Origin of the sequence: Enterococcus sp. DIV0574 (assembly GCF_051711125.1) — a bacterium.
In the GTDB taxonomy this organism is placed as follows: Bacteria; Bacillota; Bacilli; order Lactobacillales; family Enterococcaceae; genus Enterococcus_D; species Enterococcus_D gallinarum.
The window spans coordinates 2,185,417-2,206,676 of the sequence record NZ_JBIOMA010000001.1; the positions used below are offsets into that span (position 1 = coordinate 2,185,417).

General features: G+C 42.9%; 12 protein-coding genes. 6 read left to right on the top strand and 6 right to left on the bottom strand.

Annotated elements, in window-relative coordinates; translation table 11 throughout:
* Window position 1: 1 nt before the first annotated feature.
* Genes IGJ45_RS10580 through IGJ45_RS10590 form a run of 3 tightly spaced genes read right to left on the bottom strand, consistent with a single transcriptional unit; the run spans window position 2 to window position 4,490 of the window.
* The gene (locus tag IGJ45_RS10580) at window positions 2-883 is read right to left on the bottom strand and encodes an ROK family protein (protein ID WP_349703834.1); all 882 of its coding nucleotides are present in this window, start codon (window positions 881-883) and stop codon (window positions 2-4) included.
* A gap of 38 nt (window positions 884-921) precedes the next feature.
* On the bottom strand, window positions 922-2,268 hold the full coding sequence (locus IGJ45_RS10585) for a PTS sugar transporter subunit IIC (RefSeq protein ID WP_171917364.1): 1,347 nt from the start codon (window positions 2,266-2,268) through the stop codon (window positions 922-924).
* Between the two features lie 20 nt (window positions 2,269-2,288).
* Complete coding sequence (locus tag IGJ45_RS10590; protein ID WP_423121553.1) at window positions 2,289-4,490, bottom strand: glycoside hydrolase family 3 N-terminal domain-containing protein; 2,202 nt, start codon at window positions 4,488-4,490, stop codon at window positions 2,289-2,291.
* Window positions 4,491-4,666: 176 nt separating this feature from the next.
* Between IGJ45_RS10590 and IGJ45_RS10595 the strand changes: the two genes are divergently transcribed.
* The gene (locus IGJ45_RS10595; protein ID WP_103299593.1) at window positions 4,667-5,842 is read left to right on the top strand and encodes an AraC family transcriptional regulator; all 1,176 of its coding nucleotides are present in this window, start codon (window positions 4,667-4,669) and stop codon (window positions 5,840-5,842) included.
* A gap of 257 nt (window positions 5,843-6,099) precedes the next feature.
* Here the strand turns inward: IGJ45_RS10595 and IGJ45_RS10600 are convergent, their stop codons facing one another.
* Window positions 6,100-7,887, bottom strand: a complete 1,788-nt coding sequence (locus tag IGJ45_RS10600) for an oligopeptide ABC transporter substrate-binding protein (RefSeq protein ID WP_081131676.1) — start codon at window positions 7,885-7,887, stop codon at window positions 6,100-6,102.
* 505 nt (window positions 7,888-8,392) lie between these two features.
* On the opposite strand from IGJ45_RS10600, the gene IGJ45_RS10605 reads away from it, so the two are divergent.
* From IGJ45_RS10605 to IGJ45_RS10625, 5 genes are all read left to right on the top strand, one after another.
* Window positions 8,393-9,694: a DUF1576 domain-containing protein gene (locus tag IGJ45_RS10605; protein WP_349703836.1), complete on the top strand. Its 1,302-nt coding sequence runs from the start codon at window positions 8,393-8,395 to the stop codon at window positions 9,692-9,694.
* A complete protein-coding gene (locus IGJ45_RS10610) occupies window positions 9,691-10,038 on the top strand; it encodes a hypothetical protein (protein WP_005471043.1) in 348 nt (115 codons plus the stop codon). The genes IGJ45_RS10605 and IGJ45_RS10610 overlap by 4 nt, the downstream gene beginning before the upstream one ends.
* Before the next feature lie 242 nt (window positions 10,039-10,280).
* Entirely contained in the window at window positions 10,281-10,646 is a 366-nt protein-coding gene (locus IGJ45_RS10615) for a YxeA family protein (RefSeq protein ID WP_003126104.1), read from the top strand.
* A 7-nt stretch (window positions 10,647-10,653) separates the two neighbouring features.
* Entirely contained in the window at window positions 10,654-11,406 is a 753-nt protein-coding gene (locus tag IGJ45_RS10620; protein ID WP_349703837.1) for an ABC transporter ATP-binding protein, read from the top strand.
* A 12-nt stretch (window positions 11,407-11,418) separates the two neighbouring features.
* Entirely contained in the window at window positions 11,419-13,227 is a 1,809-nt protein-coding gene (locus IGJ45_RS10625; RefSeq protein ID WP_208774107.1) for an FtsX-like permease family protein, read from the top strand.
* A 174-nt stretch (window positions 13,228-13,401) separates the two neighbouring features.
* Here the strand turns inward: IGJ45_RS10625 and IGJ45_RS10630 are convergent, their stop codons facing one another.
* Together IGJ45_RS10630 and IGJ45_RS10635 are read right to left on the bottom strand one after the other, a co-directional pair.
* On the bottom strand, window positions 13,402-14,115 hold the full coding sequence (locus IGJ45_RS10630) for a demethylmenaquinone methyltransferase (protein ID WP_081131681.1): 714 nt from the start codon (window positions 14,113-14,115) through the stop codon (window positions 13,402-13,404).
* Window positions 14,116-14,446: 331 nt separating this feature from the next.
* Complete coding sequence (locus tag IGJ45_RS10635; RefSeq protein ID WP_438768678.1) at window positions 14,447-20,695, bottom strand: Ig-like domain-containing protein; 6,249 nt, start codon at window positions 20,693-20,695, stop codon at window positions 14,447-14,449.
* Between the last annotated feature and the right edge of the window lie 565 nt (window positions 20,696-21,260).

A 21,260-nucleotide genomic window follows, 5' to 3' on the forward strand; every position in this document is an offset into this window, starting at 1 on the left:
TTTACCCCTTTACCGCGCCAATCAAATTTGCATCTGCCTGAAACTTGGCCGCTTCGATGTTGATTGGTCGTAATGTTTGTTCAATGATTGGTGCTGCTTTTAGTAGCCGCTGATAGCAGCTTTGGATGGTTTCAATTAGTGTTGGCTGTTGGCTGATCCCGCCGCCAATCACGATTTTATCGATATCCAATAGGCATTGGATGTCAAAACAGAGAACGGCGACCTCATGGCAATAATCAAGAAAGAGATCCTGTGCCATTTGGTTATCAGAATCTGTCAGTGTCTGAAACACGATTGGTCCGTCGTTAGCTACTTGCAAGGTTTCAGATAATTTTTGGATCAGCGCTACCGCCGACAATCCAACGCCAACAAATGAATCTGGACCTGTAATGCGCCGGTCTCGGATCATAAAGCTGACTTCTCCTGCTTGATAGTGACTCCCTTTGTAAAGCTGACCATTGATACACAGTCCAACACCCACGCCGGTCCCTAAAATAATCGCTGCTCCATTGGATACATTTTGTAAATGCCCCCAAGTCATTTCTCCTAATGTGGCTGCCTTGGCATCATTCTCGACGGATACTTGGTAATCTTCCGTAAGATCGAAGTTTCCAATTAGCTGACCTAAGTTGACTTCATTTAGATAAGGCAATGCGCCACCAAAGAAGACAGTACCGGATTCGTTGACCGAACCTGGTACTGAAAAAGCGATTTTTTTAAATGAGTGGCTCTCTGAATAGCTGTTGATGATCGTTTCCAGCAATTCAGAAAATTCTTCGAGAGACTGAGGTGTTGGGAAATTGTTCTTTTCTATGACGATATTTTGCTGGACCAATCCTGATTTGATTTTTGTGCCGCCAATATCGATACTTAAATAACTCATTCTTCCCACTTCCTTATATTACGCTTGAGCAAACTTGACTATGCTTGAATTTCTTCTGCAGTCATTTCTGCTTCTGTTTCTTGTGCTTTCATCTTTTCTGATTCAAGTTCTAATTCGTATTCTTTCTTGTCCGCAATTTTCAGGAAAGGATACCACATAACGATACCAATCAACATACAGATCACCATCAAGATCGTGTAGTTGACGCCACCTGAGAATGGCATTTTAATAAATGTTGGTGTCGTCCATGGCAATAAGCTCATTGTTGGATTCAAATTGATCGGCAAAATCGTTGTAGTTAGTCCCCATGTCACAAAACCAGCGATCAGTTGAGTAAATACTTGTGGAATAAAGAATATCGGATTCAAAATAATCGGCATTCCAAACATGATTGGTTCCGTAATATTGAAAATCGATGGGATAAAGGATAATTTACCTAATTGTTTCATTTTTGCTGATTTGCTGCGTATCATGAAGAATGTGACAAAGCCCATGAACCCAGCCGCATACATGCCCATGTAGATAACTGATGGAACGAGATAAGGAAGTTCTTGTCCTTGTTGGTATGCCGCAATATTTGAAACGACCATTGTCATACTGATTGCCCCAAGAGGTCCTTGTAACACAGCATTGTGGATACCGAAGAACCAAAGCACCGCCAAAACTTCCATAATAATGATGATGGACAGTGGACTAGCGACCAATGAATTCAACGGCGCATTCACCACATCAATAAAGAATTGGAAGATTGATCCAGACGCCGTTAAGCCAAATAATACGCGAATGATAAAGACGAGAACAAAGATGATCGTAACGACAAAGACTGGAGCCAAAGATTGTGTCACCATTGGCGGTACACTGTCTGGCAATTTGATCATGATGTTTTTCTTAGAAAGAAAGGCATAGAAACGAGTAACCAATAATGCCGTCAACATACCAATAAAGAGTCCTTGGCCTCCTAAGAAGTCCAATTTCAATGCGCCAATCGTTTGTTCTACGGCTTGACCATCTTGCATCACAGTTGTAGCGATCGTTTGAGGCATCAGCATGATAAAGCTGGCTAATGAAATAATTGCTGAGTTCCGTTCATTTGAACCTAACTGTTTGGCATATGAATACGCTAAGCTATAGACAACATACAATGCAAAGACGCCAGTAGCACCATTAGTGATGGCTTCGACATGTTGAAAAATACCGATTTTCGTTAAGTAGTCTGTCCAACCAGGAATTGGGAAGTTCCCGACGATCGTAATGAAGGCGATCCCCAACGTAATCGGACTGGTACGAATAAATCCTTCCATCAATGCAGCTAACACTTTATTTCGTTGTAGCTTTTGAGACATTGGCAATAATTTGCTACTTAAAATTGCTTCTAATTTTTCCATGTTTTTTTACACTCCTTCTCTTATACTGTCACAGTTAGTGACTCTTCTTTTCCATCAATCGCTAAAACGAGCTGATAGTTTCCTTTAGTAAAATGTTTTTGTCCTTGATTATCATAAAAGACAAGATCTGTCAGCGATAGTTCGATATTTAAGGAACGTTCTTCCAGTGGTCCCAACGAAACAAATTCACTAGCCACCAATTGTTTTATGGGACGTACGATCGTTGCTGGTCGTTGATTTAAATAAACGTGAACAACTGTGTCAGCCGTGCGATCAGAATCATTCTTGATGTGACATTGTAAGTTGATCGTTTGCTCATTGACCTCACTGCCCAGCCATTTTCCTTGGAACGAGCTATAGCTAAGCCCTTCACCAAACGCAAACAATGGGTCATTTGACTCATCCCGATATTTAGAGATAAAGCGATCTGCTGGATTAGCCGCTTTAAAAGGACGTCCTGTCGGAAGCTGGGCCCCATAAATAGGGATCTGGCCCTCACTTCTTGGGAAAGTCATTGTCAACCGTGCAGAGGGATTCGCTTTTCCTGTCAATAGATTTGCGATACCGATGCCCCCCATGATTCCGGGATACCAAACGAGTAACAAACTATCGAATAGTGGTTCCACATTTGTCAAGACCAGCGGGCGCCCTGTGTATAGTACACCAACGATGGGTTTGCCCGTTTCCTTCAGCGCTTTGATCAAGCGAACTTGTTTTTCCGGCAGGTGCAGATTCGCCCGAGAAGCGCCTTCCCCGCTTTCTAAAAACTGTTCGCCAAACGTCAAGATGAGCACATCGGCTGCTTCTGCGGCTGTCACGGCTTCTGTCAACAATTGATCAGCTGGCTCGATCGGACCATTCAGCATCTCAATCCCAGCTTTGAGGGGACCAAACCCGTCATAAGAGTCAAACAAATTGTAGCCACGAGCAAATTGAACTTGCTCGGTGGATAAGTTCTTCAATAATCCTTCTTTTAACGGAACAGCATCTTGCGGTTTTCCACTGACGGATGCCCAGAAGCCTAAAGTCAATCGGCTTTCTCCATAAGGTCCGATCACAGCGATTTTTTGGTCTTTTTGTAAAGGAAGACTGCCATTGTTTTTCAGCAGTACGCTGCTTTTTTCAACGAGCTTGACTGCTAAAGCTTTGGCTTCTTCTGTTAAGATTTCACCAGTTTGCTCACTCTGCAAGCCTCGGTAAGGATCTTCAAAAAGTCCCAATTTATTTTTTAATTCCAAAATACGCCAAACTGCTTCATCCAATAATTCTGCGAAGGCAGGCTCTTTAATTAATTCCGGTAGATGTGTGGCGTAGACCGAAGTCATCATATCAAAATCGACGCCTGCTTCCAATCCTTTTTTGGCTGCTTCTCTGTCATCCGCAGCATAGCCGTGTGGAACTAGTTCTTTGATTGCCGCGTGATCTGAGACAAGAACACCATCAAAGTCAAAACGTTCCCGCAAAATTTCTCGATTTAACCACTTACTGCCAGTTGACGGTTCGCCGTTCAACACATTGAAAGCCGTCATGACTAACATCGTTTGCGCTTCGATCGCCGCTTGATACGGCTGCATGTATTCATTGAATAGACGCTGGTTGGACATATCGACAGTGTTGTATTCTCGACCACCTTCTGGAGCACCGTAAGCTGCAAAATGTTTGATACAAGCTGCGACATGATTCTCAGGGACACCCTTGCTACAATCTCCTTGGTAGCCAGTCACAACACTCTTGGCAAATTGTTTCGCGGTATACACATCTTCTCCTGGCGATTCCATCACTCGACCCCATCGCGGATCCCGAGATAAGTCCAACATTGGTGAGAAAATCACGTGCAATCCATTCAGATAACTCTCTTTCGCTGTCATTTCAGCGGCTTGTTGAATCAAATCAAAATCATATGATCCAGCTTGTGCTAAAGGAATCGGAAAGATCGTCCGAAATCCGTAGATCACATCTGACATGAATAGTAAGGGGATTTTATGCTTACTGTTCTTCAGTGTTTCTTCTTGCAATCGTTTTAATTTTGCAAAATCATTTACATTATAAATCGAACCAACCTCGTAAAAGTTCAACTCTTCTGGTAAACCCAAATCTTGCATCGGACCTGTATTCATTACATCGTTTTCCACGACCAAACTTCCGTTAAGCTGGACTGTCTGGGCAACTTTTTCTTCAGGTGATAATTGCATAAATAACTTTCTTAATTCTCTTGTGTCCATTATGTTTCCTTTCTGTAAGCGTTTTAACATAATGTATTATAAAAAGAAGTCAACAGATTTTATACTAAAAAAATAGCGTTCATAGCAAAATATTCGTTGCATGCTAAAAAATTTTGATTATACTTTGAGTAGAGATAGAACTATTATGTAGAACGAATAGATAAGGTGGTCAACACATGAATATAGAAAGCATTAAACTTGCGATGGATCTTTTATACCGGAAATATCTTATTCCTATGATCTTATTAGATGAAAATGGTACTTGGTTGCATCCAGAAAGTTCATGGCAGACAAAAAAGCCCATCAGCCACTATTTAGAAGCAACTGATGAACAATCCGTAACGCTTTATCATTTTGGAAAATATATGCTAGGTTGTTTTCAATTTCAATTGGAAGGCCAGCGTTTTTACTTAATGGTTGGTCCTTGCGGCGTGATCGGGACACCGGAAAACTCCTGTGTTTTTCTAGGACACGAATACCATTACAATATTCACTACTCTAAAGAAGACAAATATTCATTTGAAGAATACATTCAATTAGTGCATACCTTGTTTGCGAATCAGCCTTTAACTCAAGAACAATTGCGCTGGCATTACCAAACAGAGCCAGGTAATCGATCGATCCAGACAGACTTCAATTTAGAAGCCAATCTGTACGACCGGCGTGTCCATGAATCAACTTTTGACTCTTATCATTTTGAGTTACGCTATCTTGATTATATCAAGCGGAATGAACCAGAAAAAGTTGCTTGGGTCTTCAAAAAGATGAAGGAAACTTATAGTGTCTCTTTGTCCCCTTTTGAATTGGAAGGCTTGAAATTAAAATTTTCTGCTTTTGTGGCTGTAGTCACCCGCATGAGTATCGATGAAGGCGTCCCAGTCAATCAAGCATTCGGATTATCGGATTCATTGATCCAAGGATTGATCTACATTCACACGGCGGATGAATGCCTGCGGTATATCAAAGAAGCGACCTATCGTTTTATGGAGCTGTTGCACAGCTATCCTTTCGCCCAAAAATCGTTGCTGGTCAAAACGATCGTCAACTATATCGATGGCCACCTCTATGAAAAAATCACCATCGATGACTTAGCGGATATTACTCAAAAGCATAAGACCCATCTTTGCAGTCAATTCAAAAAAGAAATGGACAAAACAATCCATAACTATATCCAAGAAAAGAAAATTGCTGAAGCCAAACACTTACTCTTATTTACGGATCATTCTTATGAAAAAATCAGCACATTATTGGCTTTCTCCAGTCAAAGCCACTTTATTCAAAGTTTCAAGAAAATCACTGGGACAACCCCAAAAGAATTTAAAAATATTCATTACGCTCATGCCCTAAGCTGACTTCGCTCAAATCACATCAGCTAGATCGATAGGATCTTTCCTGTCATTCAACCATTGAAAACCTTCTCTCAGCGTTAAACAGAATAATGAACAAACATACCCGAAAGACTTAGTAGCAGTAGCGCAAACGTACAGTCTGCGCCACGATGCTCTGGCATTGCCAGAACACGGCTACTTAGTCCTCCGGGTATTCATTTATAGCGAAATCCTTTTTACTTTTTTGCTTTTTACTTCCTTCTATTTATTCTATCTCTACTTTACCGAGAACTATCCGTCACACCAATCGCAGCCCATGGATTATGATCGACATCGTAAGCCCATGAAAAATTCGTCACGCGGTCAGAGATCGGCAGGATCTCGCTTCGGAACAATGTTGGAATCGCAAATGCTTCTTCAAAGGCATATTCTTGCCATGCATCAAAAGCTTCTTTCCGTTTGTCCTCGTCAAACGAAGCATTCGAGTCGATGGCAGCTAGCAACTCGGTATTTTTATCTGACTGATAGCGCGTATAATTGAACGGCGAATTTGGTCCCCACAATCCTGTTGGCGAAGGGTCAGATCCGGTGTTCCAAGCACCCATGAAAACATCAATGTCTGGATCATCATTTTCCAATTTGTCATAAAATGCTTGGAAATCAATCAAGCGTCCAGTCGAAAACTGAACATCCAAACCGATCTCGTTCCACTGTTGTACATAGTAATCGGCTAATGGTTGAGCAGTTTCTCCGCCAGACATAGAAGCAAAATTGATCGTTAGTTTATTACCGTCTGGATCTTCACGGAACCCATCGCCATCGGTATCGATATAGCCAGCATCATCGAGTAGCTGATTGGCTTTATCTAAATCTAACGTATACCCTTTGATTTCTTCGTTATGCAAAGAACCGAAAACTGGCGGGATCAATGTGGTTGCGTTGGTGCGCAATCCATGATAGAAACGTTCACCGATTGCATCGTTGTCTACTGCATAACCCATTGCTTGACGCAATGCTTTGTTCGCCATTTTAGAATTAGGATCATAAGCAACCGTTTTGTTTTCAGCATCCCATGTTCCCAGTTTAAAGCCAAGGTAAGTGTAAGACTGCTGTAAACGACCAAGCATTTGGTACCCATCAGTATTTTTGTAAGCATCAAAAGTATCAGTTGGCATCGACAGTGCTATATCATATTGCTTGGCATTCAGTGCCTCATTGATGGAAGCAGACGGTACACCTCGGAGAACGATCTTATCTAAAGTTGGTTTTTCCCCATAATAATATTCGTTGGGAACATATTCTACTGTTTCTCCGGCCACGATATTGCTCATCACATACGGCCCAAAACCAATAGGATTTTTCCTAACCGGATCGCTTGATTCCATGTCTTTGATTTCAATTCCTTCAAAGGTATGCTTTGCTAATGCAGACATCCAGACGCCTCCGCCTGATTGCATCATACCCGGGTGAACTTCTTTGTATTCGATTTGAACAACTTTATCATTGACAGCAGTAATTCCAGAAATTGTGTCTGATTCACCAGCATGATATTCTTCCATACCGATCACGTTCGTGAAATCATTGTCATAACGAATCCCTGTGTAATCTGCGTGGCCGATCACTTCGTAAGCAAAGATCACATCTTCTGCAGTTACTTCTTCTCCATCTGACCATTTCAAGTTGTCTCTTAGTGTAATGGTGGCAATTTTGTTTTCTTGATCCAATTCTAAATCCGCAGGGCCACCGTCCACAATCTTAAAGTCATCGTCATTTAAAAATAAGTATTCATGACTTGGAGACATAAAGTGACGATCATAGGTATCTTGATAGAATTCCCATTGAAATAAGCCCTGAAACTGTGTATCCATCACAACTGCCACATCCAGGGTTTCTCCTTCGATAGGATCACCATCATTTTTGACCTCTAGTGGCATATTTTCTACATTGTTTGCTGTTGTATCCTCTGTTCCCTGTGCCCCTGTCGAGTCCGTTTTGTTATTTCCTTGGCTACAGGCGCCCAGAACAAAGACTGACATAAGTGTAATTAAGCCAAACCGATATTTTTTCATAGCTTCCTCCTTAATCTTACCCGATAATCGTCCACTTATTCGTTTTTCCTTCTCTCAGACTAATCTCTATTTATTCATATACTGATAAAACAGTTAACCTGTGAAAGAAGGCGACTTTCCCCGTCGACCAATAAGTTTGCTCTCTAGATGCGCACAAATTAAAAAATAAAGAGAGATTAGTGTTGATTATAGCAAGTTTCCTCATTTTTTATATGTCATTATTTTCATCGATCACTGAAATATTTGATTGAAAGATGCGCTTTTTTTCAGTCATAATTAGCTCTGCCAATCATTCAATAACACTATAAGCTTTCGAAATTGAGCAGCTCATCTTTATGCAAATCCGTGCCAGGTCTATCCTATCTTTTCTCAGAAATAAAAAATGTACAGCGCTTTTTAGCGTATTCACTAACCAATCTCAAAAAACAACAAAAAAACTTTTTTGAATGACTGAAAGTATCCCGAATCCAGTCGATCTATGCTAACATAAAAAAAAGGAGGATTTATGGCAAATAAAAAAATCTTTTATCAAACAACGAATAAGTCTTTTGCACCGATTTCGCAATTGTTGACACAACGATTATTGATTGCTTACAGCATCCTTTTGATTGCTATTGGTGTCCTGAGTACACCGATAAGTGATCTATGGTTCGGTTCACTACGGATTTTGACTTCTCCTAGTAATCTCGTTTCGGATTACTTTGCCATCGGCAACTTAGGCAGTGCCTTTTTAAATAGCGGCGTGTTGACCTTGGTAAGTATCCTAACCACCAAAACAAAAGGAAACAGTATCACTGGACCAATGATTGCTGCCTTTTTCACCATTTCCGGATTTTCTTTTTTCGGGAAAAATTTATTCAATTCGATTCCAATCCCGTTAGGCGTTTATCTTTATGCACGGATTCAAAAAAAGCCCTTTGGACAGTACTCGCTTGTTGGTCTATTCGGGAGTGCAGCTTCACCTGTCATCAGTTATTTGGCTTTTGGGATGGGTTTCCCATTAATGACTGGCGTTCTATTAGGCTATACTATTGGAATTATCTTAGGCATTTTATTGCCGCCTCTGGCCGCACAATTCTTACACTTTCATCAAGGCTTCTCTTTGTATAACATTGGCTTTGCCACCGGAATCGTGACCATGTTCTTTACAAGTTTCACGCGTCTATTTGGACGTGACATTACCGAACAAACGTATTTGACGACTGAGTACAGTTCCTTTTTACTCTTCTTTTTGTGCGGCTTATGCGGGTTGCTCTTTTTAACCGGTTATTTATTGAATCACCGTTCTTTCCAAGGATTGGCTCATCTATTCGATGTTTCCGGTAAACTGGTGACAGACTTCGTCACGATTTTTGCATTAGGGGTCACACTGATGAACATGGCGATCATGGGGATGCTGCTGCTTGTATTCATCTACTTGCTTGGGGGCCAGCTATCAGGCCCATTACTTGGTGCTGTTCTGACAGTGGTTGGCTTTAGTGCTTTCGGAAATCACTGGAAAAATAGTCTGCCGATTTTGATTGGGGTCGTTCTTGCCACACGTTTAGGCTTTACCACTGAGACTTCGACCTTTCAATTGCTGTTGACTGCGATTTTTGGAACAAGTTTAGCACCAATCAGCGGCTACTATGGACCAATTGCAGGAATCTTTGCCAGTATTGCCCATGCGGCGTTAGTAAGCAATATTACCTACTTACATGGCGGGTTGAATCTTTATAATAATGGTTTTTCCAGTGGCTTTGTGGCGGCAGCTATGGTACCTTTGTTAGATGAGATCAACCAAATCAAAAGGCGGATGAACCAATGATAGAAAAGGAACAAGCACGGCGGATCGTGGATGAAGTGGTCACCTACTTTCTTTCCCACGACTGCCCTCATATCACTACTGAGATGTCTTTCGAAAAAACAGGATTTCGAGCCATTATTGCTGGGACCTGTCCAGAAGAGCCCAGTGATTTAGCCGTATTTGCGGAAATGTTGAATACCCCACGAGACATTGCGCTAGAAAGTTATTATATTGAACTTTTAGGCGGGCACCAGTCGATTCATGAAGAAAAAGACTTTTATTTATTAGGATTGTTGATCGATGAAGCAACAATCAGTTACGAAAAGGATCGCTTGATCATTACATTGTTTCGAAAAAAATATTGAAGGCCATGGGATCTCTTTGATGAAGGAGGTCCCATGGTTTTTCGTTTACAACGGTCTCTTGATACACGGAATGCGTTGAAAAGGTGAACCTTTGGTTAACAGCTCCCAATACAAAGGAGGGCATCATGAAATTGTTTTCATGACAAAAATGAAAGTTTATTGATAGGTTTTTCACACTACAATTGTTTTTACGCCCGCTATAATTCTCTTTAGACTTTACAAATTAAAGGAAGTGAGAATAGATGAAGAAATTTTGGATCGGCCTGGGTATCCTAATAATCGTTTTGTTTGCCGGGTTACAAATTGCTGAGAAAGTCATCATGGGCGGCCAAAGTTACTATGTTCAGATCACGACCGATGGCGAAAAGATCGAAACCGAAGACGATCGAGGCAATCAAGTGATCGAATATAAATATGAACTACCTGGTTACGACAAAGACGCAAAGAAGAAAAATCTGGAATTCTTAGGGATGAAAGATCGTCCTTTGAAAAAAGACGCTTACTTAAAAATTACCTGGAATCAAAACAAAGGCGTGACTTCCTATGAAGAAGTGCAAAAGAATGCTATTCCTGAAAAAGCGTTGAAACAATTAGAAAGTGAACGGTGATAAACAAATGGCAAAAATTATTGAAGCAAACGAATTAACGAAAGTTTACGGCAAAAATAATGAGAAAAAAACCGAAGCCCTAAAAGGGATCAGCTTTGCGATTGATAAAGGCGAGTTTATTGGTATTATGGGTGCTTCCGGTTCTGGTAAATCAACGTTGTTGAATATTTTATCCACATTGGACCATCCATCTTCCGGAAACATCCGCATCAACGAAAAAGATATCACAAAATTACGCGGTGATGCATTGGCAGATTTTCGCAGTAGAGAAATCGGCTTTATCTTCCAAGATTTCAATCTACTAGAAAATCTCACGGCTTCTGAAAACATTGCTGTGCCTCTCTCTTTACAAGGCATACGGCCGAAAAAGATCAAACAGCTCATTCAACAAGTCGCGAATCGCTTATCCATCAGCCAAATTTTGGATAAATATCCTTCCGAGATCTCTGGTGGTCAAAAGCAACGGGTAGCCGCTGCGCGAGCATTAATCACCGAACCAACGATCTTGTTTGGGGATGAGCCAACGGGTGCCTTGGATTCAAAAAGTGCCAAGGATTTATTAGACATGATGGATGATTTAAACAAAAATGACCAAGTATCGATCTTACTCGTAACACATGATCCGCTTTCGGCAAGTTATTGCAAGCGAATCTTATTTATCAAAGATGGTAAGATCCATCAAGAAATCAAACGAAATAATCAAACCCAAGAAGACTTTTATCGTCAGATCTTAGTCATCTTAGGAAATCTGGAACAGTAGGAGGATAATGGTATGCTTTGGAAATTATCACTTACTGGTATCAAAGGCCGCTTAAAAGACTACATCGTCTTGTTTTCTGGTCTGGTTATGGCTTCTGCCATCTTTTATATGTTTCAATCAATGGCTAGTAATGAAGAATTCTTGAAAAACAATTCGACGATTGGTGTCGTTGTCATTATCTTTCACTTTGGAACGGTCTTACTAGGAATCATCACATTTGCCTACATTCTCTATGCCAATTCTTTCTTAATGTCGATGCGGCAGAAGGATTATGCCATGTTTATGATGTTAGGAGCAAAAGGACGAAAAATCGCCCAAATGATCTTCATCGAAACATTTTTTGTAGGGATTATTGCAACCATTGCTGGTGCTTTAGCAGGTATCGGATTGACGAAAATTGTCAATGATCTTTTAGTACAACAGTTAAATATAAAGATTACTCATTTTTCGCCATTCAATGTAAAAGCACTTGTGATCACACTGGTCTTTTTTGCCATTCTCTTCCTGATTGCAGCAATCGTCAATGCTTCAGCCATTGCCAAAAAAGCCATCTTGGATTTGTTGAGAGAAACTAGTACACCTGCACAAATCAAGCAAAAATTCCCATTCTTATTGGTTCAAACCCTTTTGGGGATCATCTTTCTTGGAATCGGTTATTATGTTATGAGCGATCTAATGAAATTTCAAATTATGGGTATTGCGATTGCCCTAGTCACGATCGTTTTGGGAACCTATCTAGTTTTCCGCTCTGTGATCGTATTGATTTTGACATTATTAAAGAAATCAGATGCCATCGCACTGAAAAAATTGAATAATTTCACTTTGTCTCAGTTAAACTTCCGTATCCGTGACTATACGCAGATGCTTTCGTTAGTATCCATGCTGTTCGCACTAGCACTGGGCGCATTAACCGTTGGTCTTGGTTTCAGAAATGAAATCCCTAAAATGGCCAAAGCGATGACCTCTTATGACTTGGTTCTGAATAATGCCCAAACTGTCGACCAACAAAAAATTGCGGATTTACACCCAACATTGAATGTCAGCTATCGCCAAAAAGAGGATGACACAGCCGTTTATTACATTCAAGAAGAATTTGACAAAGATCCTTTGATCGTTACAGAACAGGGAGATCTTAGTCAGAGGGCTGGTTATCGTACATTGGATGGGCAAGCCATTGCCGCTGATGTGGCGAAACAGGATGAATTGCGTAGCTTCGAATTACCAGAACAGCGGACAAAAGAAATCAAACTGTTGTCTGCTGCAGCCTTTGCCCAAGTAAATGCACCTGAAACCACTTTGCAAATGATTCAAGTCAAAGATTTTCAAGCGATCTTACCAAAATTAACAGCACTTGCTAAGTTGAATCAAAAGAACAACCCCTCACTCGCTGGAGAAAGTAATCTTATGCAACGAGCGGATGCTTATGACACATTCAACGGCATTTTCTCAGGATTTGAATTCATGGGCTTCTTCTTAGGAATTGCCTTTCTAACAATGTTAGCTAGTTGCTTGATGTTCAAAATCCTTTCAGGGGCTAACAGTGATATTATGCGCTACACCATGCTTAGAAAAATCGGTGCTCGCAATGGGCTTCTGAAAAAATCGATCCGCAAAGAGATCGGCGTGCTTTTCTTAGTCCCAGGATTATTAGGAATCGTTCACGTACTATTCGGACTGCAAATGTTTAAAATGCTATTGAGTGATCCCTATGATCAGATCTGGTTACCATTTGCGATCTTTGTTGCCCTTTATGCCGTTTATTATCTTTTAACGGTATGGCTCTACACCAATATCGTTTTAAAAAATACCGGAAAACAATAAGCACCCGCAAAATGAACACAGTGAAATAGACAGCAAAAAAACCAACGTCCAGTGTGAACTGACGTTGGTTTTTATTTTGATCTGAAGCACTCGTCTTTGTTTTCGAAAATGAGCTGATTTTCTCAGCAACATCCCTTTAACAGCTTCTATGTCAACACATGCTTTTTATTGGATTCAATTGGTTGGTTTATATCCGAGATGCATGGCTACAGTACCTCCACTATAGCTTTTGACAACTATATTAGTCAGTCCTGCTGATTGAAAGTAGTGAGACAATTCTTCTTTGCCAGGAAAATCTCTAGCTGATTCTTGCAACCAAGAATATTCTTGGTAACTTTTAGCAAACAGTTTTCCTAACAGCGGCATAATGAATCGGAAATACGCATAATACAGCTGCCGCCAACCAATTAAAGTGGGCTGTGATGTTTCCAGACAAACCACTTTTCCGCCAGGTTTTACAACCCGCTGCATTTCTTTTAGAACGGTTACAAGATCAGGAACATTTCTCAGACCAAACCCGATCGTCACAACATCAAACGTATTGTCTGCAAAAGGAAGTGCCATTGCATTTCCTTGCATCCATTCGATCTTTGTCTTTTGCTCCGCTGCTTTTTTCTTTGCCACAGCCAACATATTCTCACTAAAATCAATGCCGATCACGTTCCCAGTAGATCCTGTTGCTTCTGCCAGTGCCAATGTCCAATCTCCTGTTCCGCAGCAGACATCAAGGATATCATTACCTGCTTGGACTTGCATCCGTTTCATCGTATCTTTTCGCCAGCGTTTATGTTGTTGAAAAGAAATCACGGTATTCATCTGGTCATAGTTCTCCGCAACACGCTCAAAAACGTGATGGACACGTGCTTCCTTGCCTTTGTCGCCTATCAACCTCTACACCATCCTTTTGCCTTCCAATCACGCAACCTGCGTAACCAAACGATTGAAAGCTTTTTCCATTTACTACAAAATTTAGTGTAGCATGGATAGTCAAAAAAGAAAAAATTCCTGTTTAAATCTGCATATTTTCTATTAACGTCTCTATTCTTTTCGCTCTCAGTTTTCGTAACTCTTCAAACCATTAGTAGAATTGGTGGTAACGCAGCAGAAAGGCTATATAGATTCAGGAACATTTCTAAAAAAAGGCTCCTGCGACATGGACACATCGCAAGAGCTTTCTCTTATAGATCAGCAATTATTTGCTTTGGTCCAGTTTCAGCAGTTACTGATTTTTTTTCTTTCTTGATTTGAAGAAACCAAGACTACCGATCGCAACCAGTGCAGCACCGATCATTGATGCAAACCAAGTACTTTCACTGCCAGTTTGCGGCAAGTATTTGCCTCCACTATTATTACTATTGATGTTGTTGCCACCGCTGATGTTCCCATTGCCGATGATATTGATTCCACCGTTATTGCCATTACCGATATTATTTCCTCCGGTATTGCCGCCACCAGTGTTACCACCGCCAGTATTGCCACCGCCAGTATTGCCACCGCCAGTATTGCCGCCGCCAGTGTTACCGTCGTCAACTCCAGCAACCGGGACTGTGACTGTAGCAGCTGCACTGCGGTATTCTTTGCCACCAGCAACGACACTCGCAACAACATATAAATTATCTTTTGGTTCGACGCGATTGGCTGCTACTACGATCCGGTAATTGCCTTCACTGTCTGTCGTACCAGTGCCCACCACTTCTCCTTGAGCATTAGAGATTTCAATGGTTACATTTGGATCAGCTTTCCCCGTAACCGGATACCCAGATGATTCATTGCCGCTGATTGTTGCAGTAGGTGCGGCAACCGTCACGGGACTAACGACGATACTCATCGGATCACTGACATATTTCCCATCAGTTTGTGCAGTAGCCGTCAACACATCTCCTTCCGATAGCTCGGCTACATTGATACGCCAATTGCCAGCTTCATCCGCTCTTAATTCAAGTGGTGCGGCAAAGGCACGGGTGGTGTTCAACCCACCCAGAATTCGCGCCATCACTGGTGCTGCTTCATTGATGGTCAGAATGACTGAAGAACCTGGCTCTGCGGTTCCGCTGACTGTTTCATCCCCGGCAATCGCTGGATCAATGAGTGGCGTAGCCGTTTTTTCCATAGGTACTGTGATTGGTGTATTACCACTGCGGTAGTCTTTGCCACCAGCGGTCACAATTGCTGCGACATTCAAGTTTTCTTCTGGGTCCACTTGCTCTGGCGCAATCACGATTCGGTAATTGCCTTCTTCATCGGCTGTGCCGGTACCCACAACTTCGCCTTGAGCATTGGTGATTTCAATCACTGCATTAGCCACTGTTTCCCCAACAACGGGATAGCCATCGGTCTGATTGCCGCTGATTGATGCGGTTGGTGCATCAACTGTCAAGCCATCCACTGTTACTGTGATTGGGGCACTTGGATCCTTGCCATCGGTTTCTGCCACGACAGTTATAGTGTCGCCTTCCGAAACTTCTGGTACTTCAGCGGTCCAGTTACCTTCCTCATCTGCTTCAACGACGACGGGATCTTTGTCGCCATTGGTGATGGTGACAGTGGAACCTGGTTCTGCTGTTCCGCTAATTGTATCGTCTCCGGCTGTGACGGGATCAATCGTTGGGATTCCTGTTTGGTTGTCTTCTGGTACAGTGATCGGCGTGTTGGCGCTGCGGTAGTCTTTCCCACCAGCTGTTACGATCGCTGCGACGTTCAAGTTTTCTTCTGGAGCTACTTGATCTGGAGCGATCACGATTCGGTAATTGCCGTCGCCATCAGTAGTGCCAGTCCCTACCACATCCCCTTGCGCGTTAGTAATTTCAACTGTGGCATCAGGTGCTGCTTTACCAACAACTGGATAACCGTCAATCTCGTTGCCGCTGATTGATGCGGTTGGTGCGGTAACCGTCAGTCCATCCACCGTAACTGTGGTTGGTGCACTTGGATCTTTCCCATCGGTTTCTGCCACGACAGTTATGGTATCCCCTTCGGAAACTTCAGGTAGTTCAGCAGTCCAATTGCCTTGATCATCTGCTTCAACGACGACGGGATCTTTGTCGCCATTGGTGATGGTGACGGTTGAACCTGGTTCTGCCGTTCCGCTGATTGTCTCATCACCGGCTGTGACGGGATCAATCGTTGGCGTGGTCGTTTGGTTTGCTAAAGGCACGGTAATTGGTGTTGCTCCACTGCGATAGTCTTTCCCGCCAGCGGTTACGACTGCCGTCACATTCAAACTTTCTTCTGGAGCTACTTGATCTGGAGCGATTACGATCCGGTAATTGCCATCACCATCAGTGGTGCCAGTAGCTACCACATCTCCTTGCGCATTGGTGATTTCAATGGTTGTATTCGCTGCTGCTTTACCAGTCACTGGGTAACCATCGATCTCATTGCCGCTAATTGACGCGGTTGGTGAAGCAACAGTGATTCCTCCAACAGTGACACTGATCGGTGCGCTTGGATCTTTCCCATCCGTTTCTGCCACAACGGTTACAGTATCACCTTCGGAAACCTCTGGCACATCCGTCGTCCAATTGCCTTGATCATCTGCTTCGACAGTGATTGGGTTTTCTCCGGTGACTGTAATAGTTACTGTTGAACCCGGTTCTGCCGTTCCGCTGACTGTCGTATCACCAGCACTAACAGGATCAATCGTTGGTGTTGCTGTTTGATTTTCACGATTATCGGCTGGCACAACTACTGTGGTTGCTCCGCTACGGTAATCTTTCCCGCCAGCAGAGACGACTGCTGTGACATTCAAGTTCTCTTCTGGTGTGACTTGATCTGGCGCGATCTCAATACGGTAATTGCCATCGTCATCTGCAGTGCCGCTACCCACGATTTCTCCTTGGGCATTGGTGATTTCGATCGCTGCATTAGCTACTGCTTTACCAACTACTGGGTACCCATCGGTTTCGTTCCCACTAATTGCTGCAGTCGGTGTTGCGACCGTCAAACCACTAACACTTACTGTCACTGGTGCGCTTGGGTCTTTGTCGTCAGCTGTAGCTACGACGGTCACTGTATCTCCCTCTGACAATTCCGGTACGTTTGCTGTCCAATTGCCTTCTTCATTGGCATTGACAGTCACTGGCCCTTCGCCACTCACATTGACCGTGACTGTTGCTCCAGGTTCTGCTGTCCCGCTGACCACTGTATCTCCTGCTTTAACTGGATCGACAGTCGGTGTTTCTGTAAGAACCGTTGCTGGAACAATGATTGGTGTATTGCCGCTGCGGTAGTCTTTGCCTCCGGCAGTCACGACTGCTGCCACATTCAGATCCTCTTCTGGTGACACACGATCCGGTGCAATCACGATGCGATAGTTGCCATTCCCATCAGCAGTGCCACTACCTACGATTTCTCCTTGCGCATTGGTAATCTCGATCGCAGCGTCAGCCACAGATTTACCCGTAACCGGATAACCGTCCAACGTGTTGCCGCTAATAGAGGCTGTTGGTGCATTGACGGTCAATCCATTGACCGTGACGCTCACAGGTATACTTGGTTCTTTTCCGTCAGCAGCAGCTACTACAGTCACTGTTTCACCTTCAGAAACTTCCGGTACATTCGCAGTCCAATCACCTTGGTCATTCGCAACGACTGTTACTGGCTCTTCTCCATCCACAGCCACTGTGACGCTTGCCCCTGGTTCTGCTGTACCGTTGATTGCTGTATCTCCTGCTGCTATCGTATCAATGGTTGGGATTTCTGTTTGACTGGCTGCTGGAACCGTCACTGGTGTATTGGCACTCCGATACTCTTGACCTCCAGCAGTCACGATTGCTGCCACATTCAAGTTTTCTTCAGGTGTCACTTGATCTGGAGCAATCACGATCCGGTAATTGCCATCACCGTCGGCAGTACCACTACCTACGACTTCTCCTTGGGCATTGGTGATTTCAATGTCTGCATTCGCAGTTGTTCGACCAGCTACAGGATAACCATCTCTCTGGTTACCAGTAATTGATGCAGTTGGTGCAGAAACACTTATTCCGCTGACGATGACACTGACGGGTGTACTTGGCTCTTTGTCACCAACAGTAGCTACCACAGTCACTGTTTCGCCTTCAGAAACTTCCGGTACATTCGCAGTCCAATCACCTTGGTCATTCGCAACGACCGTCACTGGCTCTTCTCCGCTGACAGTTACCACTACATTGGCGTTCGGTTCAGCTGTACCGCTGATCGTTTGATCCCCGGCGTTCACCGGATCGATCGACGGCGTTTCAGTTTGGTTTTCTTGAGTATCGGCTGGCACAACAACCGGTGTTGCTCCACTACGATAGTCTTGCCCTCCGGCAGTCACAATTGCTGTAACATTCAAGTTTTCTTCAGGGGCAACTTGATCTGGCGCAACCACAATCCGATAGTTGCCCTCCCCATCTGCGGTTCCGCTGCCGACAACAACTCCCTGAGCGTTCGTGATCTCGATGGCAGCATCAGCAACCGTTTGTCCAATTACTGGATAGCCATCTGTCTCATTACCGCTAATCGTTGCCGTCGGTGCCTCAACCGTCAAACCGCTAACGCTCACACTGACTGGCGAACTTGGTGTTTTTCCGTCAGCTGTGGCTACTACAGTGACCGTGTCACCTTCCGTCACTTCTGACACTTCAACTGTCCAATTTCCTTGGTCATCTGCCACTGCTGTCACTGGGTCTTCTTCGCCGACTGTGACTGAGACTGCTGCTCCAGGTTCCGTTGTGCCATTGATCGTAGTATCGCCAGCCGTCACTGGGTCAATCGCCGGCGCTGTTGTTTGTTCCGCTGTATCATCAATTGGAACAGTAATTGCTGTTTCTGGACTACTGTAGTCTTGACCACCAGCCGTCACGATTGCTTTGACATTCAAGTTTTCTTCTGGGGCGACTCGATCGGGGGCAATTACGATGCGATAGTTGCCATCGCTGTCAGTCGTTCCACTGCCGACAACGTCTCCTTGAGCGTTCGTGATCTCAATCGCTGCATTCGGTGTTGCTTTCCCAATGACTGGATAGCCATCTGTTTCATTGCCACTAATGGAGGCTGTAGGTGCTGCAACGGTCAAACCTGCGACGCTCACTGTCACTGGCTCGCTCGGATCTTTGCCATCTGCTTCTGCCACAACGGTCACTGTTTCCCCTTGAGAGACTTCTGGTACCTCGGCTGTCCAGTTGCCTTGGGCATCCGCTACTGCTGTGACTGGCTGTTCATTTCCGATAGTCACTGTTACTGTTGAATCTGGTTCTGCTGTTCCGCTGATAGCGGTATCACCAGCCGCAACAGGATCGATGGTTGGTGTTTCCGTTTGTTCTGCTGCAGGTTCTGCTGCTAACCAGATGGAATTATTGCCATCCTCATCTGTAAATAAATCAAGTGTGAGTAGATTAGATTGAGAAAAAGTACCTGCAAATCGAGCTTCGTATGGATTCGACGGATTCGTCACACCATTTGCAATCAGCTCTGAAGTCGTTGGTGTCGTCACGGTCGTTGGCATCACAACTGTCGTTTGACCTAAAACAGATGCCGATGCGATTTGATCAGCAAGATCTGTCGTTCCATTCAACACAGCTTGTGTAGCATCGACGGTAACATTCAGAGTAGCTTTAGCTGTGTTGACTGTTTCTTGGACAAGTGTATTGACGCCATCGATCAATGAGCCAATCCCAGGAATGTTACTTGCTCCTCCCAAGATGCTCACTTGGATTTGCGCCTGTTTCAAGTTCTCCAAAATGGATTGGATGCGTTGGTTGACCACAATAAATAAGCCGTCATCCACATTGGCAATCAAGGCACGTTCATTATCTGTCAATCCAGCAGGCACTTCAAAATCGGCTTGTCCAAATTGTCCTAACTGATTCAATAAATCCAATTGTTCATAGATGTCATCTAGATTGACGGATACTACTTGACTGATATCAACGATGGAAGCTGCTTGATACAATAAATTTGGAAAGCCATTAATCGTTTCTGGAATCCCTAATGCATCCGCTAAGTTCTGATTCACAAGAGCATCCACCGTTCCTACCAATGTGTCAACAGCAGGCGTAAGCGTTCCAATCAGTGTTTGGATAGCGGCAATATCTTCAAGTTGCAGAGTGATATTTGTTGATACCCGGGCATTGCCATTTGGTTGTACAAAGCCAGTCAGCCCTTTTGGCACACCAACGATTGCGACTTTATCACCGTTTAAGACGTCAAGCGTCACCGCATTCGATCCGCTGATGGTAAAGTTGACTGGGTTGGTATCTCCAGGATTTGAATATGGCGCTGCAGCACTTGTTCCAGAATCATTTGATGCTTGGACATTACTAAAAATCTCAGCAGAAACCAATGATGCTTCTGCGGTCTTTGGTGCCCACAACAATGTAGTGGGAACAACCACAGAACTCGTCAGTAACATCCCGCTGACCGTTAAATTCGCTAGTAGCGATTTTTTGTTTATTGCGCGTCTTTTTCTCCTTGAATTCATTATTTTTTTATAGTCATTGCCCTTCATTCTTACTCCTCCTATTCAAATAAATACAACCAACAAAAGTGACCAACCAACTTTGGCATTCGTCTTTTGATGTTCCCTATGATCACATATCCGGAGAAAGAGATCACAAACAAAAAACGTTTGCAAAATAAAAAAACACCCATTCAAATACTCGAAAAAATCTCAATTACATTTTTCAACATACCAGAACGATTTCCGTGCTTTTTTGTGATTAAATAACTAAAATATTCAGTTATTTAAGCAAATTCTAGCATTTTTATTTTTATACAACAAATTATTAACACCATGAATAATTAAAAAAACATTTTATTGGAAATAAAATAACAGAAACATTTTATTTTTATCGCCATCGTTAATTATTTATTACTTGTGCTCCTCTTTTCGCAAAAAAATCATTAAAAAGAGATTTTTTTGATTTTACTCCTTTTTATTAACAAAAATTAGAAACTTTTTAATGTTCTCAGAATACGCTTCCATCTTTTCTTCTAATATTTATTTTGTAAAAAAGTGAAATAAGAATTATTTTCTGAACAGTATTCTGTTTTTTTTAAATCTTTTTAAAAAA